Source organism: Streptomyces sp. NPDC045968, from assembly GCF_056430475.1.
In genome coordinates this window covers 215,361-242,336 of the sequence record NZ_JBWKLF010000010.1, presented here as the reverse complement: position 1 = coordinate 242,336, position 26,976 = coordinate 215,361, and the positions used below count along the sequence as shown (strand labels likewise).

The 26,976-nt window shown below is 68.3% G+C and carries 24 protein-coding genes and 2 pseudogenes; 13 read left to right on the top strand and 13 right to left on the bottom strand.

What is annotated here, in order from left to right:
* Nucleotides 1-194: 194 nt before the first annotated feature.
* Nucleotides 195-1,133: an AraC family transcriptional regulator gene (locus tag AC07FA_RS27800; RefSeq protein ID WP_479079052.1), complete on the bottom strand. Its 939-nt coding sequence runs from the start codon at nucleotides 1,131-1,133 to the stop codon at nucleotides 195-197.
* Between the two features lie 89 nt (nucleotides 1,134-1,222).
* On the opposite strand from AC07FA_RS27800, the gene AC07FA_RS27795 reads away from it, so the two are divergent.
* The 6 genes and pseudogenes from AC07FA_RS27795 (at nucleotide 1,223) to AC07FA_RS27770 (ending at nucleotide 5,072) form a co-directional block, all read left to right on the top strand.
* The gene (locus AC07FA_RS27795; RefSeq protein WP_479079051.1) at nucleotides 1,223-2,155 is read left to right on the top strand and encodes an NADP-dependent oxidoreductase; all 933 of its coding nucleotides are present in this window, start codon (nucleotides 1,223-1,225) and stop codon (nucleotides 2,153-2,155) included.
* A 309-nt stretch (nucleotides 2,156-2,464) separates the two neighbouring features.
* Nucleotides 2,465-3,421 (top strand): ArsR/SmtB family transcription factor, encoded by a 957-nt coding sequence (locus AC07FA_RS27790; RefSeq protein ID WP_479079050.1) that lies wholly within the window; start codon nucleotides 2,465-2,467, stop codon nucleotides 3,419-3,421.
* A 193-nt stretch (nucleotides 3,422-3,614) separates the two neighbouring features.
* Entirely contained in the window at nucleotides 3,615-4,016 is a 402-nt protein-coding gene (locus tag AC07FA_RS27785; RefSeq protein WP_479079049.1) for a hypothetical protein, read from the top strand.
* 225 nt (nucleotides 4,017-4,241) lie between these two features.
* Nucleotides 4,242-4,436 carry a hypothetical protein gene (locus AC07FA_RS27780; protein WP_479079048.1) on the top strand — a complete coding sequence of 65 codons (195 nt, stop codon included), beginning with the start codon at nucleotides 4,242-4,244 and terminating at the stop codon, nucleotides 4,434-4,436.
* Nucleotides 4,421-4,591 (top strand): annotated as a pseudogene (locus tag AC07FA_RS27775) (ATP-binding protein); the annotation flags it as partial. The gene AC07FA_RS27780 and the pseudogene AC07FA_RS27775, both read left to right, overlap by 16 nt.
* Nucleotides 4,592-4,658: 67 nt before the next feature.
* Nucleotides 4,659-5,072, top strand: coding sequence for a hypothetical protein (locus AC07FA_RS27770; RefSeq protein ID WP_479079047.1), 414 nt, complete (start codon nucleotides 4,659-4,661; stop codon nucleotides 5,070-5,072).
* A gap of 7 nt (nucleotides 5,073-5,079) precedes the next feature.
* Here the strand turns inward: AC07FA_RS27770 and AC07FA_RS27765 are convergent, their stop codons facing one another.
* Entirely contained in the window at nucleotides 5,080-5,940 is an 861-nt protein-coding gene (locus AC07FA_RS27765; protein ID WP_479079046.1) for a hypothetical protein, read from the bottom strand.
* Between the two features lie 228 nt (nucleotides 5,941-6,168).
* On the opposite strand from AC07FA_RS27765, the gene AC07FA_RS27760 reads away from it, so the two are divergent.
* The 4 genes from AC07FA_RS27760 (at nucleotide 6,169) to AC07FA_RS27745 (ending at nucleotide 8,192) form a co-directional block, all read left to right on the top strand.
* Nucleotides 6,169-6,306 (top strand): hypothetical protein, encoded by a 138-nt coding sequence (locus AC07FA_RS27760; RefSeq protein ID WP_479079045.1) that lies wholly within the window; start codon nucleotides 6,169-6,171, stop codon nucleotides 6,304-6,306.
* A gap of 65 nt (nucleotides 6,307-6,371) precedes the next feature.
* Complete coding sequence (locus AC07FA_RS27755) at nucleotides 6,372-7,004, top strand: SMI1/KNR4 family protein (RefSeq protein WP_479079044.1); 633 nt, start codon at nucleotides 6,372-6,374, stop codon at nucleotides 7,002-7,004.
* 560 nt (nucleotides 7,005-7,564) lie between these two features.
* Nucleotides 7,565-7,876 carry a hypothetical protein gene (locus AC07FA_RS27750; RefSeq protein WP_479079043.1) on the top strand — a complete coding sequence of 104 codons (312 nt, stop codon included), beginning with the start codon at nucleotides 7,565-7,567 and terminating at the stop codon, nucleotides 7,874-7,876.
* 31 nt (nucleotides 7,877-7,907) lie between these two features.
* Nucleotides 7,908-8,192 (top strand): hypothetical protein, encoded by a 285-nt coding sequence (locus AC07FA_RS27745; protein WP_479079042.1) that lies wholly within the window; start codon nucleotides 7,908-7,910, stop codon nucleotides 8,190-8,192.
* Nucleotides 8,193-8,436: 244 nt separating this feature from the next.
* Here AC07FA_RS27745 and AC07FA_RS27740 read toward each other — a convergent pair whose 3' ends face one another.
* Entirely contained in the window at nucleotides 8,437-9,030 is a 594-nt protein-coding gene (locus AC07FA_RS27740; protein WP_479079041.1) for an isochorismatase family protein, read from the bottom strand.
* A 926-nt stretch (nucleotides 9,031-9,956) separates the two neighbouring features.
* On the opposite strand from AC07FA_RS27740, the gene AC07FA_RS27735 reads away from it, so the two are divergent.
* Nucleotides 9,957-11,387, top strand: a complete 1,431-nt coding sequence (locus AC07FA_RS27735; RefSeq protein ID WP_479079040.1) for a serine/threonine-protein kinase — start codon at nucleotides 9,957-9,959, stop codon at nucleotides 11,385-11,387.
* A gap of 376 nt (nucleotides 11,388-11,763) precedes the next feature.
* On the opposite strand, the gene AC07FA_RS27730 is transcribed toward AC07FA_RS27735, so the two are convergent.
* The 3 genes from AC07FA_RS27730 to AC07FA_RS27720 form a co-directional block, all read right to left on the bottom strand.
* Nucleotides 11,764-14,142 (bottom strand): SpoIIE family protein phosphatase, encoded by a 2,379-nt coding sequence (locus tag AC07FA_RS27730; protein WP_479079148.1) that lies wholly within the window; start codon nucleotides 14,140-14,142, stop codon nucleotides 11,764-11,766.
* A gap of 178 nt (nucleotides 14,143-14,320) precedes the next feature.
* A complete protein-coding gene (locus tag AC07FA_RS27725) occupies nucleotides 14,321-18,628 on the bottom strand; it encodes a HAMP domain-containing protein (RefSeq protein WP_479079039.1) in 4,308 nt (1,435 codons plus the stop codon).
* A 1,051-nt stretch (nucleotides 18,629-19,679) separates the two neighbouring features.
* A complete protein-coding gene (locus AC07FA_RS27720) occupies nucleotides 19,680-19,802 on the bottom strand; it encodes a hypothetical protein (RefSeq protein ID WP_479079038.1) in 123 nt (40 codons plus the stop codon).
* A 200-nt stretch (nucleotides 19,803-20,002) separates the two neighbouring features.
* On the opposite strand from AC07FA_RS27720, the pseudogene AC07FA_RS27715 reads away from it, so the two are divergent.
* A pseudogene (locus AC07FA_RS27715) lies at nucleotides 20,003-20,086 on the top strand (transposase); the annotation flags it as partial.
* 122 nt (nucleotides 20,087-20,208) lie between these two features.
* Here the strand turns inward: AC07FA_RS27715 and AC07FA_RS27710 are convergent.
* From AC07FA_RS27710 to AC07FA_RS27700, 3 genes are all read right to left on the bottom strand, one after another.
* A complete protein-coding gene (locus AC07FA_RS27710) occupies nucleotides 20,209-21,198 on the bottom strand; it encodes an ornithine cyclodeaminase family protein (RefSeq protein WP_479079037.1) in 990 nt (329 codons plus the stop codon).
* Between the two features lie 189 nt (nucleotides 21,199-21,387).
* Nucleotides 21,388-21,846, bottom strand: coding sequence for a DinB family protein (locus tag AC07FA_RS27705; RefSeq protein ID WP_479079036.1), 459 nt, complete (start codon nucleotides 21,844-21,846; stop codon nucleotides 21,388-21,390).
* 285 nt (nucleotides 21,847-22,131) lie between these two features.
* Complete coding sequence (locus AC07FA_RS27700; RefSeq protein ID WP_479079147.1) at nucleotides 22,132-22,752, bottom strand: LysR substrate-binding domain-containing protein; 621 nt, start codon at nucleotides 22,750-22,752, stop codon at nucleotides 22,132-22,134.
* A gap of 99 nt (nucleotides 22,753-22,851) precedes the next feature.
* On the opposite strand from AC07FA_RS27700, the gene AC07FA_RS27695 reads away from it, so the two are divergent.
* Nucleotides 22,852-23,910 (top strand): MFS transporter, encoded by a 1,059-nt coding sequence (locus AC07FA_RS27695; protein WP_479079146.1) that lies wholly within the window; start codon nucleotides 22,852-22,854, stop codon nucleotides 23,908-23,910.
* 339 nt (nucleotides 23,911-24,249) lie between these two features.
* Here the strand turns inward: AC07FA_RS27695 and AC07FA_RS27690 are convergent, their stop codons facing one another.
* From AC07FA_RS27690 to AC07FA_RS27675, 4 genes are all read right to left on the bottom strand, one after another.
* Nucleotides 24,250-24,684: an ester cyclase gene (locus AC07FA_RS27690; RefSeq protein ID WP_479079035.1), complete on the bottom strand. Its 435-nt coding sequence runs from the start codon at nucleotides 24,682-24,684 to the stop codon at nucleotides 24,250-24,252.
* Between the two features lie 309 nt (nucleotides 24,685-24,993).
* Entirely contained in the window at nucleotides 24,994-25,305 is a 312-nt protein-coding gene (locus tag AC07FA_RS27685) for a hypothetical protein (RefSeq protein WP_479079034.1), read from the bottom strand.
* Nucleotides 25,292-25,750 carry a hypothetical protein gene (locus AC07FA_RS27680; protein WP_479079033.1) on the bottom strand — a complete coding sequence of 153 codons (459 nt, stop codon included), beginning with the start codon at nucleotides 25,748-25,750 and terminating at the stop codon, nucleotides 25,292-25,294. Before AC07FA_RS27680 ends, AC07FA_RS27685 begins: the two co-directional genes overlap by 14 nt.
* Nucleotides 25,751-25,843: 93 nt before the next feature.
* Nucleotides 25,844-26,809 (bottom strand): YihY/virulence factor BrkB family protein, encoded by a 966-nt coding sequence (locus AC07FA_RS27675; RefSeq protein WP_479079032.1) that lies wholly within the window; start codon nucleotides 26,807-26,809, stop codon nucleotides 25,844-25,846.
* Nucleotides 26,810-26,976: the final 167 nt, after the last annotated feature.

Here is a 26,976-nt window from a genome sequence, read left to right as displayed (position 1 = left end):
ATCACACCTCGTCGACCAGCCCGAGCGCCGCCTGCGGACCTCGGCGGCGGCTACACCCGCCTGGCCGCCTGGCCGAAGCCCTCGCCGGTGAGGTTCTCCTCCCGCAGCCGTGTGAAATCCACATCCGGGGTCGGCGTACACGGGAACGTACCCAGCCGCGTACGACTGAACGTGCTCGGGTGTGGCCGCTCGGGTCAGCCCTTCCGGCGGTAGGTTCCGGGTGGGGTGCCGTGCGCGCGTTTGAACGTGTGGGCGAAGGCGAACTCGGACGTGTAGCCCACTTGGGCTGCTACCGATCTCAGCGGTGCGTCCGATGTCCGCAGCAGTCGTGCTGCCGTGGTCATCCGCCACCAGGTCAGGTAGGCCAGAGGTGGCTGGCCGACCAGCCGAGCGAAGCGCTTGGCGAAGGGTGCTCTGGAGAGCCCTGCTTCCGCGGCGAGCTTCGCCACTGTCCACGGGGCCGCAGGGTCGCGGTGGATGGAGTGGAGGGCGGCGGTGACCGGCGGGTCGTTCAGCGCGGCGGCCCATCCGGTGGTGGGGTCCCCTCGGAGTGGCCGTTCGTCGAACCAGATGCGCAGGATGTAGAGCAGCAGTGTGTCCAGGAGTGCGGGGACGACCGCGTCCGTGCCCAGGCCCGGGGTCTCCAGTTCGGCGGCGAGCAACTTCACCGCCGAGCCCAACTCGGCACGGCGGCCCGGGTGCGCGGGCAGGTGGATCAGGTCCGGGAGGGACAGCAACAGCGGGTGGGCGCGGGACGGATCGAGCAGGTAGGCCCCGCAGAGCAACACGGTGACGGGACCGCCGTCTCCGCTCCTGTCGACGCTGTCCGATGCGTAGGCGTCGTACAGCTCCGGACCGTCGGGTCCGCAGGCAGGGGTCGCCACCGGGGTCCCGGGGCTGTCGGCCAGGATGTGCCCTTTGCCGTGCGGCAGGAACACCACGTCCCCCGTGCCCAGCCGGACGGGTTCCGCGTCCGCGGACAGGAGCCAGCAGGAGCCCTGCAGGACCACCTGGAAGCCCGCCGACCCCGGTACGGAGGAGAACTCCTGACCCCAGGGGGCATGCCATCGCACATACGCCGACCGGGGTCGGCCGGTCCGCGTCACCGCGACCACATCGCTCAGTACATCCATGCCCCGAGCGTAGAGCGCGAGACGATCGCGCATGAAAGGGGTCGTTTTTGCGCATGGATCGTCCTCGTTCGCAGCCGTAGATTTACGGCATGACGACGATGAAGACCGCACGCATCCACGAGTTCGGCGATGCCTCCGTGATCCGCTACGAGGATGTTCCGCGTCCACGCCCCGACTTCGGTGAAGTGCTCGTCCGTGTCGCCGCCGGCTCGTTCAATCCCACCGAGGCCGCGTTGCGTGCCGGACTGCTGCAGGCGTTCTTGCCCGTGGACTTGCCCTACACGCTCGGCTGGGACGTCGCCGGCATCGTGGCCGAGATCGGCGCAGGGGTGGAGGGGTTCGTCGCGGGCGACCGTGTCATCGGACGGCTCGACGGCGGCGGCGCGGCTGCCGAATACGTCCGGGCGCCCGCCGCCGTGCTGACCGCGGCACCGGAATCCATCCCGCTCGCTCACGCCGCAGCGCTTCCTGTCGCCGGCCTGACGGCGTGGCAGGCGGTGTTCGAGCACGGGAAGGTGGCCACGGGACAGCGGGTGCTGGTCAACGGTGCGGGTGGCGGCGTCGGAGGCTTCGTCACGCAGCTTGTCAAGTACGCGGGGGCGGAGGTGATCGCCACGGCCGGCCCCCGGAGTACCGAGGCGGTCCTGAGGCAGGGGGCGGACCACGTCATCGACTACACCGCTCGACCGGTGAGCACCGCCCTCGACGGCCCGGTGGACATCCTGCTCAACCTGGTGCCGTTGAGCCCGCAGGACGCCGCGGCCCTGGTGCCCCTGGTGCGGCGGGGCGGGCGGATCGTGTCGATCGCAACCCCGATCGAGCCGCCTCTCGACGCCGGGGTGAGCGCGATGCACATGGTCGCCCGCAACGATGCCGCGGACCTGAGGGCGCTTGTGAATCTCGTCGACGCGGGCACGGTCAGCGTCGACGTCAGCTCATCGCGCCCCCTGTCCGACCTCGCCGACGTCCACCACCTCAGCCAAGCCGGCCGGGTACGGGGCAAGGTCCTCATCATCCCGTGAGCCCAGGTGGCCGGACCCGGAATCCGGCCTCCGAGTCTCGCGGCCGCTGGGCAGGTTCTCCCGTACCCGGCTGAGCACGTTCATGTGTACGCCGACATCCGGCTTCGGGTCGTACGCCTCCGCTGGATGCCGAGCTCATGGGTGCAGCAGCGCGTAGGAGATGGCGCCGCCTACGCCTGAATGCCCCCATCAGCCGCGCCGGGTTGGGGCATGCTGGGGCTGGGGGTGCGCTCACGCGCCTACTTCGGCGGCAGGGAGCGGTCAGTGTTACGCATTCACTTCACGGCGGAAGACCTTGCGCGGACACGGGTGGCCGCAACGATCGGCGTCGCAGCGGAGGTCTACTACAGCCTGGAGCTGCTGAGGGAGAAGCGGGAGCTGCCTCACTTCCGCTCCTGGCGGTCAGCGGTCGCGGGCCGGATGGGAGCGGACACGCGGCCCCTGACGTCCCTGGTTCCGGTGCGCGGTCCCGGCCTTGATCTCCTGGCCCTGATGGGTGATGTGCCCTCTCTGGACCACGCCGTGGACAACCTGCTGCACGCCCCGGTGTCCCGGCTGCGACGCGAGTTCGAGGGTCTCGCCTTCCACTCCCGCCACCTACCGTGGGCCAGACGGGTGTCCGAGGGCGATCACGACGCGCGGCAGGAGCTTGCCGAGGCCGTGCGCGCCTGCCATCGGCTGACCGTGGAGCCCTATTGGGATCGAGGGCGGTCAGAACTGGTCGCGCTGTCCACCCGTTGCGCGAACCTGGTGTTGGAGGGAGGCATCGATCTGTTGCTGCGTTCGATCTGCGCACCACTGGTTCGCTGGCGTCCTCCGGTGCTCGAAGCTCCCTACCCGCGCCGAGTCGAGGTGCGTCTTCAGGGAAGAGGACTGATCATCACGCCCACGATCTTCTCGAAGCGTCCGGTGAGTCTTCTCTGGGACCCGCTCGATCCCGCCCAGCCACCCCGACTGACCGTGCCGGCTCTCCGCCGGCCGCTGACCGGCACCGGATCGGCGGAAGCGGACGGCTCCGCCGTGCGGAACCTGGAGTCTCTGCTCGGCCGCACGCGAGCTGCCGCCCTGCATGTGACAGCGGAGGGCTGCACGACGAGCGAACTGGCCCGCCGCCTCAACGTCTCGGCCGCAGCGGCCAGTCAGCACGCGACGGTGCTGCGGAACACGGACCTCATTACCACCAGTCGCCGAGGCGGGTCCGTGCTGCACCTCATCACCCCCCTCGGGCTGGCCCTGCTGCGGACCGGTGTCCTGACGGAACCGTGAGATCCGAGGGCCGCGGCGTCAGACCGGCGGGCGCGGCGCCGCGCCGCCCTGCTCGGGTGCCGGCCGAGGTGCACGAGGCGCCGCGCCTGCCGTCCCGCCGCCCCTTTAAGCCGTGACTTAAGAGGTAGGCCGCAGGTGGTCGACCCGCCCAGGATGTGAAGCCGCAACCGGCTCATCCCACCCTGGAGATCGCATGAAGGCTCATCTCGCCGCCGCCCTCGGTTCCGTCGTGCTGACCGCGGGCACGTTGCTGGGCGCTCCCGCCGCCAGCGCGCAGACCGCCGCCTACCCGACCACCCCTGTCGACGTCACATACGGGGCCAGCTACGTCCGCGGCAACCTGACTTGGTACAACCGGTCGGTCGGCTTCAATGGAACACTCCGGGCCGTCGGCTGCCGCAGGGCGTGGTTCGGTACGTTCGACGCCTCTGGCAACGAGATCGGCGCCGTGAGCACCAGCACCAAGTGCGACGTGACGTATCCGATCAATATCGCAATCCCTGCGGATGTGCCCGGTGGGGCCGCGCAGGTCCTCGTCTGTATTGACGATGCGAACGCGAACCCGCTCAAGTGCGTGCAGTACCACCGACCCTGACCCATCTGACCGGTCGCAAAGGTGGGCGCAGGAGCAAAGCCCCTGTCCACCAACGTGCCCTGGCAAGCCGTGTGACGGCTTGCCAGGGCACGGGGGACCCCGAGCCTCTCGGAGGGCAAGCGGCGAGGTGCACTTGGCTCACCAGCACCGGGGCGCCGGCTTTGTCGGCGAGCGGATCTATGACCGGCTGCTGGACGAGCACGACCCGTCGACATCTCCTGCCAGATGGTCCGCGCACACGTCGCTGCCCGCGAGGAGATCCGCCTGCAGGCCGGCAAGGGCGTCGTGGACGCCTTCGTCCCGCAGTCCCACAAGCCGGGCGCCGAGGCTGAAGTCGACTTCGGCGACGTCACGGTGAAGCTGGCAGGTGAGCTGGTGGCCTGCTACTTGTTCGCGTTCCCGTCGCCACCGGGCGGCTGACCAGCAAGGTCGGTAGCTACCTGCGGCCTGCTGTTCTCGTGATCGAGTCAGCTGCCAGCCCCTCGAACGCGGAGGCCAACCTGGTCTTCCAGGTGATCTCAAAGCGCTACGAAAAGGGCTCGATCATCCTGACGTCGAACAAGACCTTCAGTAAAGCGCACATGTTCCGGCGAACCTGTGCCAGGCAGCGCCGAAACTTCACGGGTTCCAGCAGGAACGCGGATGCTGCATGATCGAACGATGCTGGTCGAACTGGTGAAGGTCGCAAAGTTTCCTTGGAGCCCCTGGCTGGCCCAGGTCCGGACGCCGTTCGGCGGGACAGCGGTCCGCTGGTGCGGTGACCAGGTCGCGAAGCCGGGCAAGTACCACGTTGAGTGGACGGTCGATGAGGGCATCGCCTGGGGGCGGAACGCGAAACCGGCTGTCGGCGTCGGACCGGGAGTCCGCCCTGGAGGGCACTGCGTTGTCCTGCGCGGACGGCTGGACCTCACTGTGGACGGCGCCGCCGTGCTGGACTTCGATGGCTCGCAGATTCTGCTGGACCTTGCTGATCCGCTGCCCGAGGGTGTTGCCGGCACGTGGGTCGAGCTCTTCATAGAGCGCGAGAAGATCGCTCTCTACCCGTACGAACTCTGATCAGAGATCAGTCGTTGGCCGCCGCCCACTTCGCCAAGCGGGTCTCATCAATGCGGTCGGACAGATAGATCATGGTGGCCTCGGGGTCCACGCCGAAGGCGGCGGCGACAAGCTTGGGGACCATGGTGTTGACCAGGTCGAGCCGAACCGTCCGGGCACGAAAGTCGAGGTCAACGGCGTGGAGTATTTTGACCTCGCGGCTTGCGGCGCCGTGCAACAGGGCGAGCATGCCCAGTAGGGCCTCGTGCGGGTGGACGGCTGGATCCGTTGTCCAGCGGCGGAACAGCAGACGCTGCTGGTCAAGCGTCAGCGTCGCGCCGGTGAAGCCGCTCGGTCCTGTGGCGGTCGGACCGCGGGCGGGATCGACGAGGACGATCTTCCGGGAGCGCGCGAACCGGAAGAACTGTCCGAGCACCACCAGCCGACGCTTTCTGGCCTTGGGTGAGCCGGCTAGGAAGGCTTCGAGATCGTGCACGTCGGTCAGTGCCCAGTCCTCTTTGCCGTGCTCGCTGGCGAGGAACAGGGCGAGGTCACGCACGATGGCCAGTGCAGCTTCGATGGTGCCGTCGGTGCGGGGCAGCGTTCCGGCACGCCGGGATCGCTCACGCGAGCGGATCATGAAGTCGGAGAAGGCCTCCACCGAAGGTCGCAGGGGGCCCGGGACCGCGAGGACCCGGCGTTGTCGGCGGCCGGCCGCGAGCCGCTCGGCCTGGTCGGTGGCCATGGCCAGACCCCGACTGGTGAAGAAGATTTCCAGGGCACGGGCGAGGGAGCCCATCGAACGCCCCGGGCGGCGGGAGCGTTCGAGTACGGACTGGGGGAGGTTGGGCTGGCCGTCGCGAAGAAGCAGCCCGAGGGAAGTGATCATCGTGCAGGGCCGGCCGACGGAGTACTTTGCGGCGAGATCTGTCGTGAAGTCCTGCAGCCAGTCGGGGGGATTGTCGAGTTCGGCAATGAGGTGTTCGGCCCGGACGAAGGGGCGATCGGGGTGACGCTGCCAGCAGGCTGAGCACAGTCCAAGCCCTGCGTGCTTCCGTACTCTGCCGCATTGCTCGCAGGCCCGGGGTGGCTGTTTGGCCTGCCGGGGACGCGAGCAGTGCCCGCACCAGCCGGTGTCCTCGCGGAGATATCCGGGCATCACTGCGACGTGCTCTCCATCAACGGCCCCAGCTACCGGCTCAAGAACCGGCTCGCCGCCACCCGCGCCCGCGCCGAGCAGAAGGCAGCTGGCTGAGTCCCGTTTCATCGGCCGGCAGGGCCCTCGATCCGCTTGTCAGACGTGTGGGGCAGGATGGCGCCATGGCACGGAAGATCTTGCCCCCGTCGGAGTCCTGGCGTCTGATCGACGCCTGGCTGGAGACGCACGTGGCCGCCGATTTCTCGCTCCTCAATCCACCAGCGACATCGGACGAGATCCGACACGCGGAACGGATCCTCGGCACCCCGATGCCCGGTGATCTCGTTGAGTCTCTGCGATGCCACAACGGTGTGAGCACCTGGACATCCCTTCTGCCGGAGCAGTCCCCGCTTGCAGTGAGCGGCATCGTCGAACATTGGCAGACCTGCATGACCGTCGCGGCGGAGAACGAGGGTCTGACCGCTCGCCCCTGGGAAGACGAGCCTTGGTGGCACCCACTCTGGGTCCCCTGGGCTGAGAGCGCCGATGGCGCGACGCAGGTGATCGACCTGCGTCCTGGCCCAGAGGCCCAGCGTCTCGGCTGGGCAGGCCACAGCGGTGGGGGCGACTTCACCGATTCCTGGCCTGACCTTGCGAGTCTTCTCCACGCAGTCGCGCAAGCACTGCATGAAGGCGGAGACGTCCGCGGACTGCACCCCTACCTCACCGCGCAAGGCGGGATGTGGTGGGACGAAGAGGGTTGCTTCGAACTGAACGGTCACCCGCTGAGGGCCGCCCCAGTCGGGCTGTCCTAGCCAGCAGGTTCCACGCGAACCACAGAACGCATCGACATCCGTTCTTCTCGGGGACCTACGCATCCAGGGGCGCGGACGAGCAATGCTCAAGTCCTGTGGATCGGTTTCGGGTTGGACGCCGAAGGGCCTACGTTCCCGAGTGATCGACTTCTGGTCGTCGAGCAGGCCCGCGTAGCAGCGCCAGCGGGGAAGGCACGTCCGTACTCAGTGCAGTGAATGCCGACGGCTCCACCGAGACCGGCTCTCTGGCCTTCGGTGAGTTCCTGCCTGCGCTGGAGCAGTTCCTGGGCAGCTCGGCGGGGCTGCCCCCCCACGGTGACCCGGCCGACCAAGCAGTGGCAGGCCCAGCGTGCGGACCGACGGTTCCAAATGCGCGAGGCCGCCACTCCCGAGGGAGACCTGCCGGCGATGTACTGGATCAGCCCCGGCGAACTCCACCAGGTCGCCGCCGATGCCGCCCTCGACCTGGGCCCACGCATCTCAAGACCAACGGGTGCTCGACTCGATCCCCCACTCTCTGGACGAGGCAGCGGCCCTCCCCCACTATTAGTGTCATGAACATGACTTGGAAGCAGGGTGTCGCCCTGTCTGCGACCGCCGTCTTCGTCCTCAGCGCCGCCGGTGCCGCGCAGGCGGAGCCGACAGTGCCGGAGCACGCGGTCATCGTCTGCGACAGTGCGAGTTTCTACGCGAACTATGACAGCGCGTCAGGACCAGTCGGCCTGAAACGGGTACTGCTCCGTGGCGACAAGGTCGGGCACACCCGCGGTGCCCACCCGGTCTACAACGGCTGGGCGGCCACCTTCGACTTCGGCCCCAACGACTGGGGCTTCGTCAGGCAGGAGTGCCTGGGCGGCTTCGGATCCTGGTAATCGACCACCTCGACGAACGAAAGGACCACTCATGACCCGCACGAGCAGACTCGCCGCCCTGGCTCTGGCCATTGCCGCAATCACCGCCATGACTGTCAGCCCTGCCACCTCGGCCGACGGCACTGTGGGCCAACGCGAAACCGTCTGTGCCCAAGACCTCTTCGTCCGGGTCACCGCCCCCCACGGAGCCTGGATGGGGACCCTGTATCGAGGTCAGACCTTCCTGGTGGAACAGGGCGGCGGGGACTGGGTCTACGGTTTCGCCTACGGAGACATCAACCGCCGGGGCTGGGTGCAGAACGGTTGGTTCTGCTGACCCCTCCGGTCCTCCTGACCGTGTCCGGAGCACCGGCGGCTCGGAGTGCTCCAGCCCGGGGAGCCTTGGCGGTGGATGGCTGCCGCAGCTACCCCACGGCCGAGGCGTGGCTGGGGCAGGTGAGGGTGCGGGCAGGTGCCCAGCGACCAGCTCGTCGAGCTGGTCGGAAGCTCGACCAACGCGCCGGTCACGGTCTCACCAATCCAGCCACGCGGCCGTCGCCGGCCGGGCCGGGGGCTCGGGGCTACTGTGATACGGGCATCTCGCCGGACACGGCAATACCTGCCCGGTGGAAGTCATCCACGGCCGCGGCCGTCGAAGCCGGGGCGACCCCGACCGAGTAGTCCAGGCGTACGTGTGCGCGGAAGCCGGCCTTCACGGCGTCCAGCGCCGTGGCGCGCACGCAGTGGTCCGTGGCGATGCCCACGACGTCGACGTCTTCCACGCCGCGGGCGCGCAGCCAGTCCGCGAGGGAGGTCCCTTCTTCGTCTGCGCCTTCGAAACCGCTCTTGGAGGAGCTGTGGGCGCCTTTGAAGAAGACGGCGTCGACCTTGCCGCTGGTGATGGCAGGCGCGAAGTGCGGGTGGAACTCGCCGCCTTCGTCCCCGGCCACGCAGTGGACAGGGAAGCTGTCCTTGAAGTCCGGGTTCTCGGAGAAGTGGCTTCCCGGGTCGATGTGGTGATCGCGGGTAGCCACGACGTACTGGTAGTCCCGGCCCGCGGTCTGCTCCACCAGGTCGGCGATCTCCGTCGCGATCCGCGCGCCGCCCGCCACGGGAACACTGCCTCCCTCACAGAAGTCTTTCTGCACGTCCACGACGATCAAGCCTCGGCTCATTGCGAGCACCTTTCAGCAACGTTGGAACAACGGTCACGAACTACTGAGGAATCCCCTGGCCCGGGGGTGGGTAGTGCGATGCGGCCGTACCGCACTCTTCGCAGGTTCCTTCGGCGAAGACCTTCAGAGGAGCCACTGAGCGGGGTCCTGACAGAGAACTGCGCGGCGTGGGCGGGTACAGAAGCCAGGAGCGGGACGATGGTGAGGGAGAGGGCGCCGAAGCCGCGCAGAAGGTTCCTGGTCACCTCCGCGTTCTACCAGCCGCCTCGCCCCCACCAGGTACCCAATGACTCCTTCTCACCCGCCTGGTCGCGGACGTTCACCACAGAAACGATTTCGCGGACATCGAACGTGACCGGCTGCCCTACGGGCGCACGCTGGAGCTCCTCGGGGATTCTCATCGGCGTAGGCCAGGCCGTCGTCTTCCACGCTGAGCCGTGCGCCCACCTGCTCGGTGAGAGCGAGGACGGTGGCGTGTTGTCGATCGGTATCGCGCTCGACCCGCCCGGCCTGCCCGGCACACCGAGGTGTAGCGGTCGAGGATGGTCGGCCTGTGTGGAGTGCCCTCATGCGGAACGCCGAGCGCAAGGCTCCCACCTGCGGAAGCCCTGGTTCTGAAAGGACATCCCAGCACCTGCCGCGGCAGGCCGTTCGATGGGCCACGGTCATCATGTGCTGGATGCCGATGCCCGCGCCCCCATCCAGGCAACCGCTCTCGCCGCCCTGGGCGTCGAGGTCGGCCACGCCGACTACGAGCCCGGACGCCGACCGCATGACCCCCCGGTCCACCGCAGGTTTCCTCGTCCTCGGCGGCATTCTGGTAGTCGGCGGATACCCCTCCGGATAGGTGGCGGCGTACCGGGTACCCGGTGAAGCGTCCTGGTCGTCCTTGCGTACATCGCTGCGCCTCACCTGCGGGAGGTCACATGCCGAGCCGTAAGCCGTCAACCAGAGTCGGCTCGGAGTGGGAACACGGCATCCTCACCGACCGCTACCAGCTCGGTGAGCTGGTGGGGGCGGGCGGTGCGGCGGACGTGTACGAGGGGACCGACCTACGCCTCGGGCGGCCTGTGGCCGTGAAGGTGTTCCGGCCCGGCGCCGACGCCGTCCTCGAAGACCGATTCCGTGACGAAGCCGTGCTGCTGGCACGCCTTCAGCATCCAGGGCTCGTCACTGTCTACGATGCCGGGCAGCAGGAGAATCGTTCGTACCTGATCATGCAGCTCGTGCAGGGCCCCACCTTGCGGCAGGAGCTCGCAGCCACCCCCATGACGCCGGAGTCCGTCGCTCGGCTTGGTGTCCGTCTGGCCGACGCTCTCGCCCATGTGCACGCAGCGGGAATCGTGCATCGGGACATCAAACCCTCCAACATCCTGCTGGACGCGGAGCGCAAGCCCTATCTCACGGACTTCGGCATATCCCGCCTCATCGACGCCACATCGCACACTGTCCCCGGTGCGCTCATCGGCACGGCCGCCTACCTCGCACCCGAGCAGGTCATGGGTAAAGGGGCCGGTTCCGCGGCAGACATCTACGCACTCGGGCTCCTTCTGCTCGAATGTCTCAAATGCGAACTGGAATACAGCGGGCCGCCCCTGGAAGCGGCGATAGCCCGACTGCACAGGCCGCCCGTCATCCCCGACGATGTGCCGGCGCCCCTGGCCGGCCTTCTGCGCGCCATGACTTCCGCTGACGAGTCCGTACGACCAGGCGCACAGGACTGCACCGCCGCCCTGACGGACTACGCTATGGACCCCACCACCGCGTCGGCCGGTCCCACGTCCCTCTTCGCTGTCGGAGAGCAGGTGGAGAGCGTCCGGCTCCCTCCCCTCTCGACCCCTCTACGAGGGGAGACACCTCAGCCGCCGACAAGGGCCTCGCTCCCCCAGGGTGCGCGGTCGCTCCTTGTCGGCGGCGCCACGCTCATCGCTCTGATCGGTGCCGCCCTCACCACCACTGTTCTTCTGCCAGGCGGCACCAGTGAGCAGGAAGCACCCACTTCGCCTGCTTCCGCGTCCGCACAGCACAGCCTTGGGGCACCCTCTGCCGACTCCTCGGTCCCCGGGCCCGGTCGGCAGTCCGCTGGGCAGCAGCCCTCGGCCCATGCCTCGGGAGTCAGTGCATCCTCCGGTGCGTTGCCCCGCGGCCAGGACAGTCCGAGCAGCGAGAAGGCGCGGAAGAACGCGGGCCAGGGCGGCGAGGAGCGCGACCGCGCAAGCGACGCTCCCAGCGAGGTACCTGGTGACAAGGGCCAGCAGGGCCGTAGCTCCCAGAAAGACGAAGTAGGTAAGGGTCCGGCCTCCACTGACGAGGGGAACCAACGAGGACGAAAGGCCCTCGAGAAATCTGGGAGGTAAGCGTCGTTGACGTGAGTGGCCACCCCTCGGCGTGAAAGGTCCCGCACATCCCGCGAGGGAGCATGCTGCCGACGGGTTGAGCAGGATTCATAGCGCGTGGTAGGTGCGATTCGAGTGTCGACGGTGACGCCCTCCTGATGAAGGATGACGTCGCAGACCTCCGAGGGCCGACGACAGCACGGACCGCCCGATCTACATCATCACCCTCGTGATCGGAGCCGCCACCACCGGCGCACGCGTGGCTCCCCTGCCCTGGATCGTTTCGGGCGTGTTCCTGAGGTTCCTGACCTGGTGAGCCGTTCTTCCGGTCTGAGCTCGTTGGAGCACATGGATCTTCCGGCTGCCCAGGACGGGACACCAGCGGGCGCCGGCTGGGTCATGACGCCCTGATGCCGATGAGACAGGTGTCATCGTCGGTGTCCGCACTGCTGTGTGTGAGCAGGTGGTCGAGCCGGCGCTCAAGGGTGGCCGCGGGGGCCTGCGCCGTGGCGAGCAGTTGCGTGAGGGACTCCTGGACGGCGGTGTCCCTACGTTCGATGAGACCGTCGGTATACATCAGCAGCGTGTCGTCGGGCTCGAGTTGGATCTCGGTCTCCTCGTACTCGGCGTCCGCCAGGACCCCCAGGAGGAGCCCGCGGGGCAGCGGCAGAGCCGTGGCTTCCTGCCCCCGTACCAGCACCGGCGGCAGATGTCCTGCCCTGGCCCAGCGAAGTACGCGGGTTTCCGGGTCGAAGAGGCCGCATACCGCGGTGGCGGTGACCTGTTCGGTGAGGTGATGGGCCACTATGTTCAGCCAGGCCAGCAGCTGGCCCGGCCCCGCGCCGGTGACGGCGAGACCGCGCATGGCGTTGCGCAGGACCACCATGTCCGTGGCCGCTTCGATGCCGTGGCCTGCGATGTCTCCGACGCACAGCAGTATCTGCTTGGACGGCAGGACGACGGTGTCGTACCAGTCACCACCGACCAGGGACTCCGTCTCCGCCGGCCGGTAGCGTACGGCGATCTGCAGGCCGGGGGCGTCGATCGGCGCCCGGGTCGGCGGCATGATGGCGTGCTGGAGTTGCAGGGCCAGGCGATTGCGCTCGGCCGACTCCTGTTCGGTGTGCGCCAGTTGGTCCCGGGTGGCGGCGAGCGCCACCTCGGTCCAGTGCTGGGAGGAGATGTCCTGGTAGGCGCCGCGCACCGCGAGGAGCCGGTCCTCGGAGTCCAGGACGGGCTCGGCGATGACGCGGACGTGGCGGGTCACCCCGTCGGGACGCATCAGGCGAAAGGCTGTCGAAGTCGGGCGTCGGTGGTGGAGGACCGCCTGCAGGAAGCGGCCGATGGCCACGGCGTCGTCCTGGTGCGCATGGCCGGTGAGATCCTGCAGAGAGACCGGGTCATCGGTGACCGACCGTCCGTACAGGGCGAAGAGCTGCCCGTTCCAGGTGATCTCGCCCGTGACGAGGTTCTCCTCGAAACCGCCGATACGACCGAGGCGCTGCGCGTGTTGCAGCAGACTGGCGAGCCTGGCCGTCTCGTCCTCGATGCGCCAGATGAGCAGCACGCTGCCGCCGTGCCGGCTGATGCTGAGGTCGGCGACGGTCGCGAGCGGTACCTGGTCGACGAGGGCGGTGAGCGTCATCCGCTGCGCACGGAACGGCTCGCCCGTGGCGTAGACGCGTTCGACCTTCTCGAAGAGTTCGCTGTCGCCGACGGCCATGGGGTAGGCCTCCAGCAACAAGGCGCCGTTGACGGCGCCGCGCGGACGTCCCGCCGGGTCCACGAAGTCGCCGTTCACGTGGCGGATGCGGAAGTCGCTCAGATCGCCTTCCGCGTCCAGGTGCGGCGTGAGGACCAGCGCGGGGTCGTACAGCCCGTCGGCGAGATCCGCAAGCTCCGAGACATCGGCCAACTCCCGCGCGGCGGGCAGATTCACGCCCGTGCCCGGGAGGTTTTCGAGTGTGTGGGCACACAACTCGGCGAGGGCCTCGATCTGGTGCACGATGGCCGGCGAGTGGGGTGTGAGCGGCTGGGGCCAGCAGATTTCCAGTACCCCGTGGATTCGGCCACCGGTCCCGGCAGGCAGTGCGACACGGCCGCCGTTCGGAGCCTGCGCGTGACCGATCGAGGGAATGCCGGCTTCGGCGAGGGAGGAGAATCGCACGGTGCGGCGCTCGCCGAGTGCGTGGCGGGCGACTGTCGCGACACCGGGCGGTACGTACCGCCAGCGTCCTGCTTCCTCGGCGCTGAACCCGGCGTGACCGCAGAGCGTGAGGGAGGCGTCCGAACCGGCTGACCAGACAGCGACGGCTGTGGCTCCCAGCGGGGCGAGTGCGTGTTCGAGCAGGGATTCGGCGACGGCCTGGGTGTCCCTGGCGGCGAGCGCGGCGCTTTCGGCGGTGCGCAGGCGAACGGCGACGGACGGGGCGGCCTCCCCGTCGCTGGTGCCGTCGCCAATGGTCCGCTCAACGAAGTGACCCGCGATGTGGGTGACTTGGTCACGGGCGGACTCGTTGATGATGTCGGCTGCCAGCTCCAGCTGTGACAGACCTGCCTGGTCGGCGAGTTCCGCGAGCTGTCGCGTTGCCTGTGCCGGCCCGCACTGAAGCCGCTCGATCAGGATTCCCTTGGCCAGTTCCACCAAGGCGCGGCCGTCGGCCGCGGCGTGCGCCGCGCGCACCTCTCCGCGAAGCCGTTCGACGGTGGCGGCCAGGCGGCCGACGTTGGAGGTCCGGCCGGGCTGGGGCTCGTCCGCCGGCACCGTACGGCGCATCGCAGCGGCCCCGGGAGCGGTCACGGTCTCCGCACGGGGGGAGGGCAGCGCGTCGTCCGCGGCGAGTTCTCCGTCGTGTTCGGGAGTGCTCATGGTGCTGCTGACTCCTCGGTGGATCGGCCGGTCCCGCCGGTGAGGGGGCGGGACATCTGTCGGGTCTCTGCGAACACCGCTTCGCTCAGCGGTCGTTCAGCCATCGGCGGACGCAGGCGATGAGATCGTTGGCATCCAGCGGCTTGGTGACGTAGTCGTTGGCGCCGGATGCCAGACTCTTCTCCCGGTCCCCCGGCATCGCCTTCGCGGTGACGGTGATGATGGGCATGTCCGCGTGCGCGGGCATCTGCCGGATCGCGGCGGTCGCCTCGTAACCGTCCATCTCCGGCATCATCACGTCCATCAGGATCAGGTCGATGTCCGTGTGCTCGGTGAGTGTCTCGATGCCCTTGCGGCCGTTCTCAGCGTGCAGGACCCGGACGCCGTGGAGCTCCAGGATGCCGCTGAGCGCGAAGAGGTTACGGGCGTCGTCGTCGACGACGAGCACGGTGCGGCCGTGCAGACCGGAGTCGATGGCCGGAGACGTCTGCTGACGGGTGTCCTCGGGCCGCCGCACCAGGGGCACGACGGCGCCCGGCTGCTCGGCCGACAGGTGAAGCGCGATGCGTTCGCGCAGTTCGTCCAGGCTGGAGAGCAGTTCCAGCGGCCGCTCGTGCGCACGGGACTGGAGCGCCTGCTCGTGTCCCGCGTCCAGGCGGCGGTTGTTGTGCGCGAGTACCGGGACGCTTCTGAGCGCGGCGTCACCGTCCATCGCGTCCAGGAAGCGCAGGGCCTCGCCGTTGGGCATGTCCAGTTCCAGGACCACGCAGTGGAACGGGTCGGCGGCGAGGACGGCTGCGGCTTCCCGCGAGCCCAGCGCCGCGATGACCTCGATGTCCTCGCGGTCGGTGAGCTCGCGCCCGCCGGTGAGTTCAGCCACCGCGCTCTGGGCGACGAGGGAGAGCAGACCACCCGGGCGCTCCTCGATCACCAGCAGCCGGCGCGTTTGCCGCGGCTGAGCGGCCTTGGCGGTTACGACACGCTGTGCGCCCCCGGACGACTCGGACTCCGTACCGTGCCCGGCCGTGCCGGCCGGTTCGTCGGCTGTCTCGGCCCGGAAGTCCGCGCGTGCGACGGGGAGGTAGAGAGTGAAGGTGCTGCCCTGGCCGGGTGTGCTGTCGACCGTGAGGGCCCCGCCGAGCAGATGCGCGATCTCGCGGCTGATGGACAGTCCCAGCCCGGTGCCTCCGTACTTGCGGCTGGTGGTGCCGTCCGCCTGCTGGAAAGCCCCGAAGATGGCCTCCAGCTGCTGTTCGGCGATGCCCACGCCGGTGTCCTTGACGCGGAACGCCACGACAGCCCCGCCGCGGTGGACGGGGCCGGGAAGCTCGCCGGCGGAGGCCTCTTCGATACGCAGCTCCACGCTTCCGCGTTCGGTGAACTTGACCGCGTTGGAGAGCAGGTTCCGCAGTACCTGCCGGAGGCGGGAGTCGTCGGTGAGCAGGTCGGCGGGCACACCGGGTGCGGTGGTGATGGTGAAACCGAGACTCTTCTGCGTGGTCATCGGCCGGAAGGTGGCCTCGACGTAGTCGAGGAGCTGTCGCAGCGCGACGCGCTCCGGATGGATGTCCATCTTGCCCGCCTCGACCTTCGACAGGTCGAGGATGTCATTGATCAGCTGGAGCAGGTCGGACCCTGCCGAGTGGATGATTCCGGCGTACTCGACCTGCTTGGCGGTGAGGTTGCGGTTCGGGTTCTGGGCGAGCAGCTGCGCGAGGATCAGGAGGCTGTTGAGGGGGGTCCGCAGTTCGTGGCTCATGTTGGCCAGGAATTCCGACTTGTACTTGGAGGCCAGCGAGAGCTGCTGGGCACGGTCTTCGAGCTCCTGCCGAGCCTGCTCGATCTCCAGGTTCTTGCCTTCGATGTCGCTGTTCTGCGCGGCCAGCAGTGCGGCCTTCTCCTCCAGTTCCGCGTTGGATCGCTGGAGTTCCTCCTGCTGGACCTGCAGTTGCTCGGAACGCGACTGCAGTTCGCCGGCGAGCCGCTGCGATTCGCCGAGCAGCTCGTCGGTGCGGGCGTTGGCGACGATGGTGTTGACGTTGACGCCCACCATCTCCATGAGCTGGTCGAGGAAGTCCCGGTGTACGGCGGTGAAGGCCGTGAACGAGGCCAGCTCGATGACACCGAGAACCTGGTCGTCGACGACGATCGGCAGCACGATCAGACTGCCCGGTGTCGTGCGGCCCAGCCCGGAGGAAATGCACACGTAATCGCCGGGTACTCCGTCGGCGGCGATGGTGCGGCGGCTGCGCGCCGCCTGTCCGACGAGGGATTCACCCAGCTTGAAGCGGTCGTGGTCGGAGCTGCCCGCGGGACGCCCGTACGAGCCGACGAGTCTGAGCTCGATGCCGTCCGGGGTCTCTTCCGCGAGGTAGAAGGCGCCGTACTGGGCGCAGACCAGCGGGGTCAGCTCGTCCATGACCAGCTCACCCACGACGGCGAGGTCGCGATGCCCCTGCATCAGGCTGGAGATCCGGGCCAGGCTGGACTTCAGCCAGTCCTGTTCCTGGTTGGCCCGGGTCGTCTCGCGCAGGGAGCCGACCATCGAGTTGATGTTGTCCTTCAGCTCCGCGACCTCGCCGGAGGCGTCGACGGTGATCGACCGCGTCAGATCGCCCTCGGCCACGGCGCTGGTGACTTCGGCGATGGCCCGCACCTGGCGGGTGAGGTTGCCGGCCAGTTCGTTCACGTTCTCGGTGAGGCGCTTCCACGTACCGGATACGCCTTCGACCTCGGCCTGCCCGCCGAGCCGGCCCTCGCTGCCCACCTCGCGGGCGACGCGAGTGACCTCGGCGGCGAAGGACGACAGCTGGTCGACCATCGTGTTGATGGTCGTCTTCAGCTCCAGGATCTCGCCGCGGGCGTCGACGTCGATCTTCTTGGACAGGTCACCGTTGGCGACGGCGGTGGTGACCAGGGCGATGTTGCGGACCTGCCCGGTCAGGTTGTTCGCCATCGAGTTGACGTTGTCGGTGAGGTCCTTCCAGGTGCCTGCCACGTTCGGCACCCGGGCCTGGCCGCCGAGCTGTCCTTCGGTGCCGACCTCGCGTGCCACGCGGGTCACCTCGTCGGCGAACGCGGACAGGGTGTCCACCATGGTGTTGATGACCTCGGCCAGTGCGGCGACCTCGCCCTTGGCCTCGACCGTGATCTTCCGCGACAGGTCACCGCGCGCGACGGCGTTGGCCACCTCGGCGATGGAGCGCACCTGGCCCGTCAGGTTGGAGGCCATCACATTGACGTTGTCGGTGAGGTCCTTCCAGGTTCCGGAGGCGCCTCGCACGGTCGCCTGTCCGCCCAGGTTGCCCTCGGTGCCGACCTCGCGGGCGACGCGGGTCACCTCGTCGGCGAATCCCGACAGCTGGTCGACCATCGTGTTGATGGTCTCCTTCAGCTCCAGGATCTCGCCGCGGGCGTCGACGCGGATCTTCTGGGTGAGGTCTCCCTGGGCGACGGCCGTCGTGACCTCGGCGATGGAGCGCACCTGGGCGGTCAGGTTGTCGCCCATGACGTTGACCGACTCGGTGAGGTCCTTCCACGTGCCGGAGACGCCCTTGACGTCGGCCTGCCCGCCGAGGCGTCCTTCCGTGCCGACCTCGCGGGCGACGCGGGTGACCTCGTCGGCGAAGGCGGACAGCTGGTCGACCATCGTGTTGATGGTGTTCTTCAGCTCCAGGATCTCGCCGCGAGCATCAACATCGATCTTCTGCGACAGGTCCCCCTGGGCGACCGCCGTCGCGACCTGCGCGATGGAGCGCACCTGAGCGGTCAGGTTGCCCGCCATGAAGTTCACGGAGTCGGTCAGGTCACGCCACGTGCCGGAGACGCCCTTGACGTCGGCCTGGCCACCGAGGCGTCCATCAGTACCCACTTCGCGGGCGACGCGGGTGACCTCGTCGGCGAAGGCGGACAGCTGGTCGACCATCGTGTTGATGGTGTTCTTCAGCTCCAGGATCTCGCCCCGGGCATCAACATCGATCTTCTGCGACAAATCACCCAAAGCCACCGCGGTGGCCACATGTGCGATATCGCGCACCTGAGTCGTGAGATTGCCCGCCATCGCGTTCACCGAGTCGGTCAGATCCGCCCAGGTGCCCGATACGCCGGGAACCTCCGCCTGCCCACCCAACGTGCCTTCGGTGCCGACCTCGCGCGCGACCCGGGTCACCTCCGAGGTGAACAGCGACAGTTGATCGACCATGCCGTTGAACACGGTGGCGATCTCACCGAGCAGACCGTCCGCCTCATCGGGCAAGCGCGTGCCGAAGTCCCCGTCGCGCACCGCGGTCAGTCCGTCCAGCAGCTGCCGTAGCTCCGGCTCCCCCACCTTGCCGGTTCCGCGCGATCGTGTCCGCTGCACTGGACGCGAGTTCTCGACTGTCGTCTCAGCCATGACCAATCCTCGTAACGCTCCGGGCACCAAGCCGACCAGAAACAGGACACCGTCACGGCCCACTGGTGGGCCGTCCCCCTCCGTGCCTCACGATTGTGATCACGGACCGTTGTCGTGCGACAAAAGTACGACGAAGACTATCCCGACACCGGGGGGAAGCGGTACTGAGCCCCAGACCGACCGCCTCTCAAGCGGGTTCCGCGATGCCGGCCGTTCGGATCCGCGAGGCCGGCCGTTCGACCGGGTGCCGGTGATCGCCCAGCTGATACGGGCCGACAAGGGCACCGACCGCGACGTGATTCACCGGTTAACGAGGTCGGCCCGCGGCGGCGCAGGATGCCCAGGCGACTGCGGCGCGCGTCGACGCATCATCGACTGTGCAGCCGTGCAGCGGCACGGCGCGTCCCGTCGATACCGGGTGGTCCGCAGAGCCTGGCCGAGCCGACCCTCCGATGCCTGATCGCTTACCCCTGCGCCCGGGGTAGGGCCGCCGGACAACTTGACGGGCACCCGCGGGCTGATGCTCGCCTACCTCGGCCACTGCCGTGCCGCGCTACCGCGCAAGCTTGACGGCATGCCCGAGGAAGACCTGCGCACCAGCAGGCTCCCGTGCGGCTGAGCCTCGCTCGCCCTGCTCACGCACTCGCGTTCGTGGAAAGGCGGTGGTTCCGCTGCGGGTTGGCCGCCGAACCAGTGAATCCCGTCTGGGGCGGTGGTGACCTGACACAGTGGGGGACCTTGCAGTCGGGGTGCTTGCACGGTCCGCGCTCCGCGCGCCCGGGAGGTCAATCCGGTTGCACGGTCAGTTGCTGCGTCGGACAAGGCTGTAGATGAGGATCAGGACAGCCACCGACATCACCAACACATGTAGCCATGCGGGAGCAGCTGAGGCGTCGGCGGCTGTGGTCATCATGAACGGGGTCATCGAGTCTCTCTCCTTCTTTGCAAGTGTCCGAGGTGGGACTACAACCGTTGCTCGGGAGCCCGCGCGCCGGGTCAGTACGTGCTTTGGGGAACGGCGCCCAGCAGGGCGGGGCTTGTGGCACTGCTCTCAATACGTTTGGCGTCCAGCTGGTCGGGCGGCGGTCACCGTCGGGCCGATCGCCACCCACTGCCGATCGGCGTTGATCAGGAAAGCGATGAAGAACAGTGCTGCCGCAGCTACCGCCAGCATGATGTGACTCCTTCAGTAGCTGAAACACGTGTGCCCCCATATTCAGGAAGCAGGCGTGGGGGCCCATAAGGGCTGGCGCTTTGAGCCACCCGGCACTGAATGCCCCTAACCGGAGCGGCAGCGCCCGGCGCACCCGCAGCCAGCGTCAACACCACTCGCCTGATCGCTCGTCGGTGTCTGTCGTGCGAGCCCGCTGGTGGCGGGGCCGCATGATCCGCCGCTACGTCCTCTGGCGAAACCGTCACGCCGACGACCAGCGGCTACGAGCCGTGGCCGACAGGGCAGAACATTGCCTGATGCGGCAATGGATGACCGCTTCCAAGGGCCCAGTCACCTACAGGCGAACGTGCTCAGCCGATGGGCTGCGGGTTCGCCGGGCGTTGGTAGACCGATTCGCGTATCGGAGTCATCGCAGCGAGATCTCTTCACCGATTGACTGTGCGCGTGCGAGGGAGACGACCAGGGCCGCGGCAGCGGCGTCCTGTACCGCTACGCCAACCGATTTGTAGAGGGTGATCTGGTCCGGCGAGGCGCGGCCGGGTCGATGGCCGGCGATGATCTCGCCCAGCTCGGCGTGGACATGGTCGGCCGTGATGACGCCCTGGCGGATCGGCATAAGCAGATCATTGCTACCCGCCGGGAAGGCAGCGAGCGCTGCCTGTCGCGATTCGACACACACCAGCGCCTCGGCGATCGTGGCGTCATCGATCTCGCGGCCGGCCGGATTGAACCCTACCGAGGTGACGTGTACCCCAGGCGCTAACCAGTGGCGGCGGATGACGGGTTCAACCGTGTGGGTGGCAGCGGCGACCAGGTCCGCGCCGTCCAACGCCTCGGCGTAGGTGTACGCCACCTTGACCTCGGCCTCCAGCTCTCCCGAGAGGTCGTCGGCCAGGGCGGCCGCCTTTGCCGGATTTCGGCCCACCACCCGAATCTGCCGGATCGGGCGGACCTTGCACATCGCGCGGGCGTGGGAGCGGGCCTGCACGCCGGTGCCCAGGACCGCGAGCACCGTCGCGTCCTCACGGGCCAACAGCCGGGCGGAAAGCGCCGAACAAGCTGCGGTCCGCATAGCTGTGATGGCCGTACCGTCCAGCAGCGCCGTCGGCTCGCCGGTGGCTGGATCGAACACGACGATCACCGCCTGGTGCGTCGGCAGCGGTGTCCCTGCGTTGCGCGGGAAGAGAGAGACCAGCTTGGTCACCAGCGCCGAGGCCGACGGCGCATAGCCCGGCATGGCCGCGAGAAATGCCTCACGTTCGGGCACCAGCGCAGCGATACGGTTGGGAGCACTAGCACGCCCCGCGCTGAGGTCCTCCATGACCGGGGCCAGGGTTTCGACAAGCCGCCCCACGTCAAGGAGCCCCTCGACCTGTGAGCGCCCGAGGACGAGCATGCGCCTCAACCTCCCGATGACCGCCGCCCGTGGGGACCGCTCAGCCGAAAGCGTCGCCCACGGCACCTTCGCCCCCGGTTGCGACGCGCCGTCCTCCTGAGCACGTTCATCCGTACACACCCATCCACGTTCCCTGTACGCCGACAGAAGGTCTCGTTGACCAAGAGGAGAGCGGTAACCCCTGCGGACTCAGGCGCCCACTGTCCCGTCGACGCCCTCACGCAGAAGGTCCGCGTGCCCGTTGTGGCGGCCGTACTCCAGGAGTACGTGCACCATCACCATGCGCAGCGATACCTCCTCGCCCCTTCGTGGCTGATACCCGGCCTGGTCCAGGGACTCGGCCTCCCGCTCGACACGGCGCGAGTTCTCCACCTCGGCCTCCCAGGCTGCAAACGCCTCGTCCCTGGTCGACGCGCTCGCGTCGTAGGCCGCCTGGAAGTCGATCTTGTCGGACCAGACCATGGGTGCGTCGTTGTCCTCGAACGCTCGACGGAACCAAGCACGCTCCACCTCCGCCATGTGCCGCACCAGACCGAGCAGCGAAAGCGTGGACGGCGGCATCGACTGCTGCCGCAGCTCCTCGTCGGTAAGCCCGTCGCACTTCATGGCGAGGGTCGCACGGTGGTAGTCGAGAAAAGCCCGCAGCATGTCGCGTTCGCTTCCAAAGCTGGGCGGTCCTATGCGATTGTCGCCGTTCACTGGCCGTGCCCTTCATCCGCGCTGCATTCAGGGCCAGAATCTACTCCCCTCGGCTGTCCCCGTACGAGGTCCGTCAACCGGGCCTGGCTGTCACCAAGAAGAGTGCTGGTCACAGGAATCGGCAGGCTCATCGGTCACCCGCAGCCGCGCCTACCCCTTGGAATCGATCATCTGGTGAACAACCGCCGCCGAGACGGACGAGGCCGAGTTGGTGGCGCCGGCCGGCGGCGAAACTCAGATCATGCGTCGTAGCGCGGTCTCAACGGCGTCGATCAGCGGATCGCCCTCGGATCGTGGGTGCCGTGCGAGGCCGAGCTCGACGTCCGGCAGGGTGGGCAGGGCGTCCGCGTCGTGGCAGACCATGGCCGGTTCAAGGTTCGTGGGCATGAGCGCCGCGACGCCGAGCCCGGCCCGTACCGCGGCGAGCACACCGACCAGGCTGTTGCTTTCGAACGTCACCCGCCAGGGCCGATCAGCACGTTCCAGGGTTTCCAGCACCGACGTACGCCAGGAGCACGTGTTCGAGAACAGCACCACCGGCAGCGGATCGGCAGCGACGTCCACACCCTGGCCGATCGCCCAGACCAGCGGGCGGCGTACCGTCCAGCGCGGTGGTCCGGGAACGGCCGGCACCTCGTTGAGCACGAGTTGCACGCGGCCCTTGTCGTACGCCTCCCGCATCGCGGCGTTGGACATGCTGAGCACCTCCAGGGTCGCGCCGGGGTGCAACCGGGCGAGGTCGGCGAGGACCTGCGGAAGCTGGGAGGCGGCGAGGTCCTCCAGCAACCCGACGCCGCAGCGGCCGGTAAGCGTGCGCCCGGTTTCGGTGGGGGCCTGCGCGGAGAGCGAGAGAATGCGTTCGGCGTACGGCAGAAGCTCCTCGCCCGCCCGGGTCAGCGAAACACCGGACGGTGATCGGTAAAGGAGCGGCCGGCCGGCGGTGTCGCGGCGGCTCTGACCAGCGGGCTGGCGCTGGGCGGGCCACTGCTTGGCTGCCTGATCGATCGGCGGGGCCTGCGTACGGTGCTGCTGGTGACTCTCGCCGTGCAGGCCGTGTTCTGGCTGAGCATGCCGATCCTGCCGTACATGGCTCTACTGGGTGCCGGCTTCGCGGCGGGTCTGCTGATGGTGCCGGCCCAGCCGGTGACCAGGCAGGCGATCGCCGCGATGACGACGGCGGAACAGCGTCGGGCCGCCTTCGCACTGGAGTCGGTCCAGGGCGAGCTGTCGTACATGGTGGGCCCGGCGTTCGTGATCCTGTGCGCGGCAAAGGTGTCCCCCGGTGTGGTGGCGTGGGGGCTCGGCGCCGCGATCGTAGTCGGCGGAACCGGGATCGCCTTGCTCAACCCGCCGCTGCGTGCCGAGGACGAGTCGGAAGCCGGCGCGGCCGGGCGGCCCCCGCGACGAGAGTGGCTGAGCGTCCGCATGATTGCCGTACTGACGATGGCGTTCGGTACCACGACGTTGCTCAGCGGCGTCGACCTCGCCATCGTCGCCACGCTTGAAGAAGCAGGCCAGGTGTCCTGGGCCGCCGTGGTCGTGGCCGTGCTCGGCGCGACCTCCGTCGCCGGCGGACTGATCTACGGTGCGCTGTCCCGGTCGCTGCCCACATGGGTGCTGCTCGGCTTGCTCGGGCTCGTGACGATTCCCGCAGGGCTTGCCCATGACTGGCCCTGGTTGTGCGTGGCCGTTGTCGGCACCGGGTTTCTCGCCGCGCCGACCCTTTCCGCGGTGGCCGACGCGGTGAGCCGACTGGCGCCGGTCGGCGTGAGGGGTGAGGCGACAGGTCTGCAATCCTCGGCCCAGAGTGCGGGTTTCGCGCTCGGATCTCCGATCGTCGGGGTGGCTATCGACGTCTCCGTGCCCGCGGGCGGCTTCGTGGCGGCCGGGCTGGCCGGCCTCGCCGCCGCGCTGGCCGGATGCCTGTTGTCCCGCCGCTGTCCGTCGCCTCGGCCGCCCACTTCAGCTCGTCGCGAGCCGGTGAAAGGAACAGACGCAACTCATGTTCAGTGATCAGCCACCTGAACCACGGGGCACCGAGCCAAACGGTCACTGTCCTGGCCGAGTACGAAGGGCAAGCAGGTCGTCCCGCCGACGGCATAGAGCTGCTCGGTAGCCGTTCGCCCTCGCGCTCGGTGAGCATCCGGGTCAAGGACCGGGCGTGACCGGTGAGGGCGTCCCGTTCCGGGCAGTGGCCCCGGAACGGGCCGACCATGGAACCAACCGGGGCCATGGTGGCGCAACTTCGAAAGGACGGTACTGCGGAATGGGGAATGTGCACGGGGCCATGTGGTCTTCCCCGGCGCGCAGCCAGGGACCGCATGCCGGGTCCGAGGTCCGGTCCCGCCCGGACTATCCGGGCGTACCGCCGGGCGGCGGGATGACGCCGAGCTGCTGCAGGAAACCGAGGAGATCCTTGTCCGACCACTTCTCCGCGAGCCTGCCGTTTTCGATGCGGTGAATCACCGTCGCCGTCATGGTGAGCTGGTTACCGGTGGCGGGAATGCCGGGAAGGTCCCGCTCGTGCACGCCGTGGGCCGTCAGCCGCGTCGCTACTTTGTCGCCCTCCGCGATCTGGTCCTCGATCGTGTGGGTCCCGGGCGTGGCCTCCCAGAAGAGACGGAACACCTGCTTGAGCCCCTCGCGGCCGGACCCGAGCCCCGGAAACGGTGGCGGTGAATGGTCCTTGTAGTCCTCGGCCACAAGATCGTCCATGGCCTCCACATTGCCCTTGTCGATCTCCGCGTAGAAGCGGCGAACCAACCTCTTGTTCTCTTCGCTCGACACGGGACTCCTCTGCGCGCGATTCGCACCGCCGGAACCGGCGTTACGCCCGGAAGCATGACCCGCTCGGAGATGGGACGACACCTCAGGCACGCCGTGCTTCCGTGCGCGATCACCCGAAAGCAGCCAAGCACGTAATCCAGCACGCCACGGGGCGAACGTTGACCGATGCGGCCCGGGAACCACCGGACGGGGGCAGCGATGGTCGAGTGGGCAGAAACGTCGGTGTCCGTGTCGGAGCGAGTGGCGCGGCGGGTGCGGGAGTTCGCGGAGCCGGTCAGGTCCCGGCAGCCAAGCTGCGCGGGGTCGCGGTCATGTAGCGGCGCCGCTCCACGCGATGCGGGAGGCCTCGTTGACGGCGGCCCACTCCTGCCAGGCCGGCCAGCCGGCTATGGGGTGCGCCTCGTCCACGATCGCGAGTTCGAACGGCGGAACGGTCAGGCCGGTGCCCTGGGCGGCTGCCTCGGTCTTGTCGAGGGAGTCGTCAGTGCGGATGACCGTCAGAGCGGGGGTCTGGCCCTTGCCAGAGCCGCCGGCAGGGCCAAGCGCTCTGCCTGGCCCGGCCGGGCAGGTGGAGCGCCTCTTTATGGCCAGACCCGTCTCATTCGTTTCATTCGTTCCCATGAGAGCACCGGATGCCCTCGGCCTGCCTCGGCACCCTCATCCGGCGCATGAGATCGCGGGTCACGCGCCGATCGAGCGTTGTCCGCCAGACGACTCCCGGATACCTGGCTCGCAAATGGGAGAGCGCCCTCGTGCCCAGCCCACTGCGATGGAACTGCTTCTCGATGACCACATCGGTGATGACAGCCTCCGCACAGACAGCGCAGAGGCGGAAATCCAACTGGCCAATCACCTTGCGCACGTGCACCAGGAGCAGACACTGCGTGTCACCGGCGCCCTGCCCCGGCGACTGCACCAGCTCGACCTCGCGATAAGCGAGCACGCGCCGATGCCAGGCGCCCTTGCGGTGTCTGCGCAGTCGATGGCGGCCCCCGCCGCCGTGATGCGCGATGGCTTCTACGTCGTGCGCCTTACGAAGGGGCGCACCGCGGAGCGTGTACGTCACGGGCTGTGCGTAGCTTCCCTGCATGCGTCCCGCCTGCCCCGTCTGCGGCGTCCGACGCCTCCAGTCGCCAAAGCTCCCCTGATACCGAGATTGTCAGGGCCCGGTACCGGGGTCCGGATGGACCGGCTCAGTGATACCGGCTCGGGCAGCCTCCAGTTGGGCCGCGAACGCGATGCCGAGGAACAGGACGATGCCGGTCAAGTTGGCCCACAACAGCAGAGCCACGAAGGCGGTCAGTGGCCCGTAGACGGCACCGAACGATCCGCTCATGCCCACATAGAACGCGAGCAGCCAGGTGGCCGCGACCCACAGGACCAGATGCACGGCGGATCCGAAGACCAGCCACGTGTAGCCGGGCTGCACGCGCCGGGGAGACCAGCGGAAGATCACGGCAGAGGCCACTGCGGCGCAGACCGTTCCGACCGGTATTTCGAGGACACCCCACCAGCCGCGCCAGGACTGCGACCAGCCGAGTGCCTCCACCACCGAGTCTCCGACGGCTTCGCCGGCGACGAGTACGAGGAAGCCGAGCAGCAACGGCAGCCCCGCGGCGACTGCCAGCAGCAGGCTGCGTCCGTACTTGGCGAGGAACGGGCGATCGCGCTCAATGCCGTAGATGCGGTTACAGCCCCGTTCGATCTGGCCCATCGCCGACGCGAGATTGAGCACGGCGAAGCCGAGGCCCAACCACATCGCCAGGGCCCCTGCCGACGTCGACCCAGCGCTGTGGCGGGTTTCCCGCAAAGCTCCTTGCACGAGTTCGGCGCTGGCACCGGGCACGATCCTTTCCAGCGTCAGCTCGATCACCCGGGCGATGCTCTCGGTGTGCACCGTCGTCGCCACGCCCACCAGCGCGATCACGAAGGGCACCATGCCCACGACCACCTGGAAACCGAGGGACCTCGCGAAGCTGAACCCGTCGGCGTACCGGAACCGTGCGAAAGCGTCGAGCAGTAGCTTGCGCCCGCCGTAATGGCGCAGCGCGCTGAGAGCCTCGTCCCCCGAGAGCTCCTCCCCGATCATGTCCCGCGTCTGCGGAACATGGACGACTGTCCCCATGAGACCTCTCCTCTGGCTGTCGGCCTGCTGTCTCCGACCCGCCCGCACAGTAGTTCGTGTGAGAACAGAGCCATCGGACCGGGTCCCCAGAGAGACCTCTTGAGTCGGTGGCGGACGGAGCGGTGGCGCATACCAGTGTTCCGGGAGGGCAGACGGCAGGACACATC

Bases quoted from the DNA above. Each gene is read 5' to 3' on its own strand.
- AC07FA_RS27755 (WP_479079044.1), top strand. From the start codon at position 6,372: ATGGCACGGAAGATCTTGCCCCCGTCGGAGTCCTGGCGTCTGATCGAC.
- AC07FA_RS27780 (WP_479079048.1), top strand. From the start codon at position 4,242: ATGGTCCGCGCACACGTCGCTGCCCGCGAGGAGATCCGCCTGCAGGCC.
- AC07FA_RS27785 (WP_479079049.1), top strand. From the start codon at position 3,615: ATGAAGGCTCATCTCGCCGCCGCCCTCGGTTCCGTCGTGCTGACCGCG.
- AC07FA_RS27765 (WP_479079046.1), bottom strand. From the start codon at position 5,940: ATGATCACTTCCCTCGGGCTGCTTCTTCGCGACGGCCAGCCCAACCTC.
- AC07FA_RS27720 (WP_479079038.1), bottom strand. From the start codon at position 19,802: ATGCTGGCGGTAGCTGCGGCAGCACTGTTCTTCATCGCTTTCCTGATC.
- AC07FA_RS27795 (WP_479079051.1), top strand. From the start codon at position 1,223: ATGACGACGATGAAGACCGCACGCATCCACGAGTTCGGCGATGCCTCC.
- AC07FA_RS27740 (WP_479079041.1), bottom strand. From the start codon at position 9,030: ATGAGCCGAGGCTTGATCGTCGTGGACGTGCAGAAAGACTTCTGTGAG.
- AC07FA_RS27745 (WP_479079042.1), top strand. From the start codon at position 7,908: ATGACCCGCACGAGCAGACTCGCCGCCCTGGCTCTGGCCATTGCCGCA.
- AC07FA_RS27725 (WP_479079039.1), bottom strand. From the start codon at position 18,628: ATGGCTGAGACGACAGTCGAGAACTCGCGTCCAGTGCAGCGGACACGA.
- AC07FA_RS27735 (WP_479079040.1), top strand. From the start codon at position 9,957: ATGCCGAGCCGTAAGCCGTCAACCAGAGTCGGCTCGGAGTGGGAACAC.
- AC07FA_RS27770 (WP_479079047.1), top strand. From the start codon at position 4,659: ATGCTGCATGATCGAACGATGCTGGTCGAACTGGTGAAGGTCGCAAAG.
- AC07FA_RS27750 (WP_479079043.1), top strand. From the start codon at position 7,565: ATGACTTGGAAGCAGGGTGTCGCCCTGTCTGCGACCGCCGTCTTCGTC.
- AC07FA_RS27675 (WP_479079032.1), bottom strand. From the start codon at position 26,809: ATGGGGACAGTCGTCCATGTTCCGCAGACGCGGGACATGATCGGGGAG.
- AC07FA_RS27685 (WP_479079034.1), bottom strand. From the start codon at position 25,305: ATGGGAACGAATGAAACGAATGAGACGGGTCTGGCCATAAAGAGGCGC.
- AC07FA_RS27705 (WP_479079036.1), bottom strand. From the start codon at position 21,846: ATGCTGCGGGCTTTTCTCGACTACCACCGTGCGACCCTCGCCATGAAG.
- AC07FA_RS27710 (WP_479079037.1), bottom strand. From the start codon at position 21,198: ATGCTCGTCCTCGGGCGCTCACAGGTCGAGGGGCTCCTTGACGTGGGG.
- AC07FA_RS27730 (WP_479079148.1), bottom strand. From the start codon at position 14,142: ATGCGCCGTACGGTGCCGGCGGACGAGCCCCAGCCCGGCCGGACCTCC.
- AC07FA_RS27800 (WP_479079052.1), bottom strand. From the start codon at position 1,133: ATGGATGTACTGAGCGATGTGGTCGCGGTGACGCGGACCGGCCGACCC.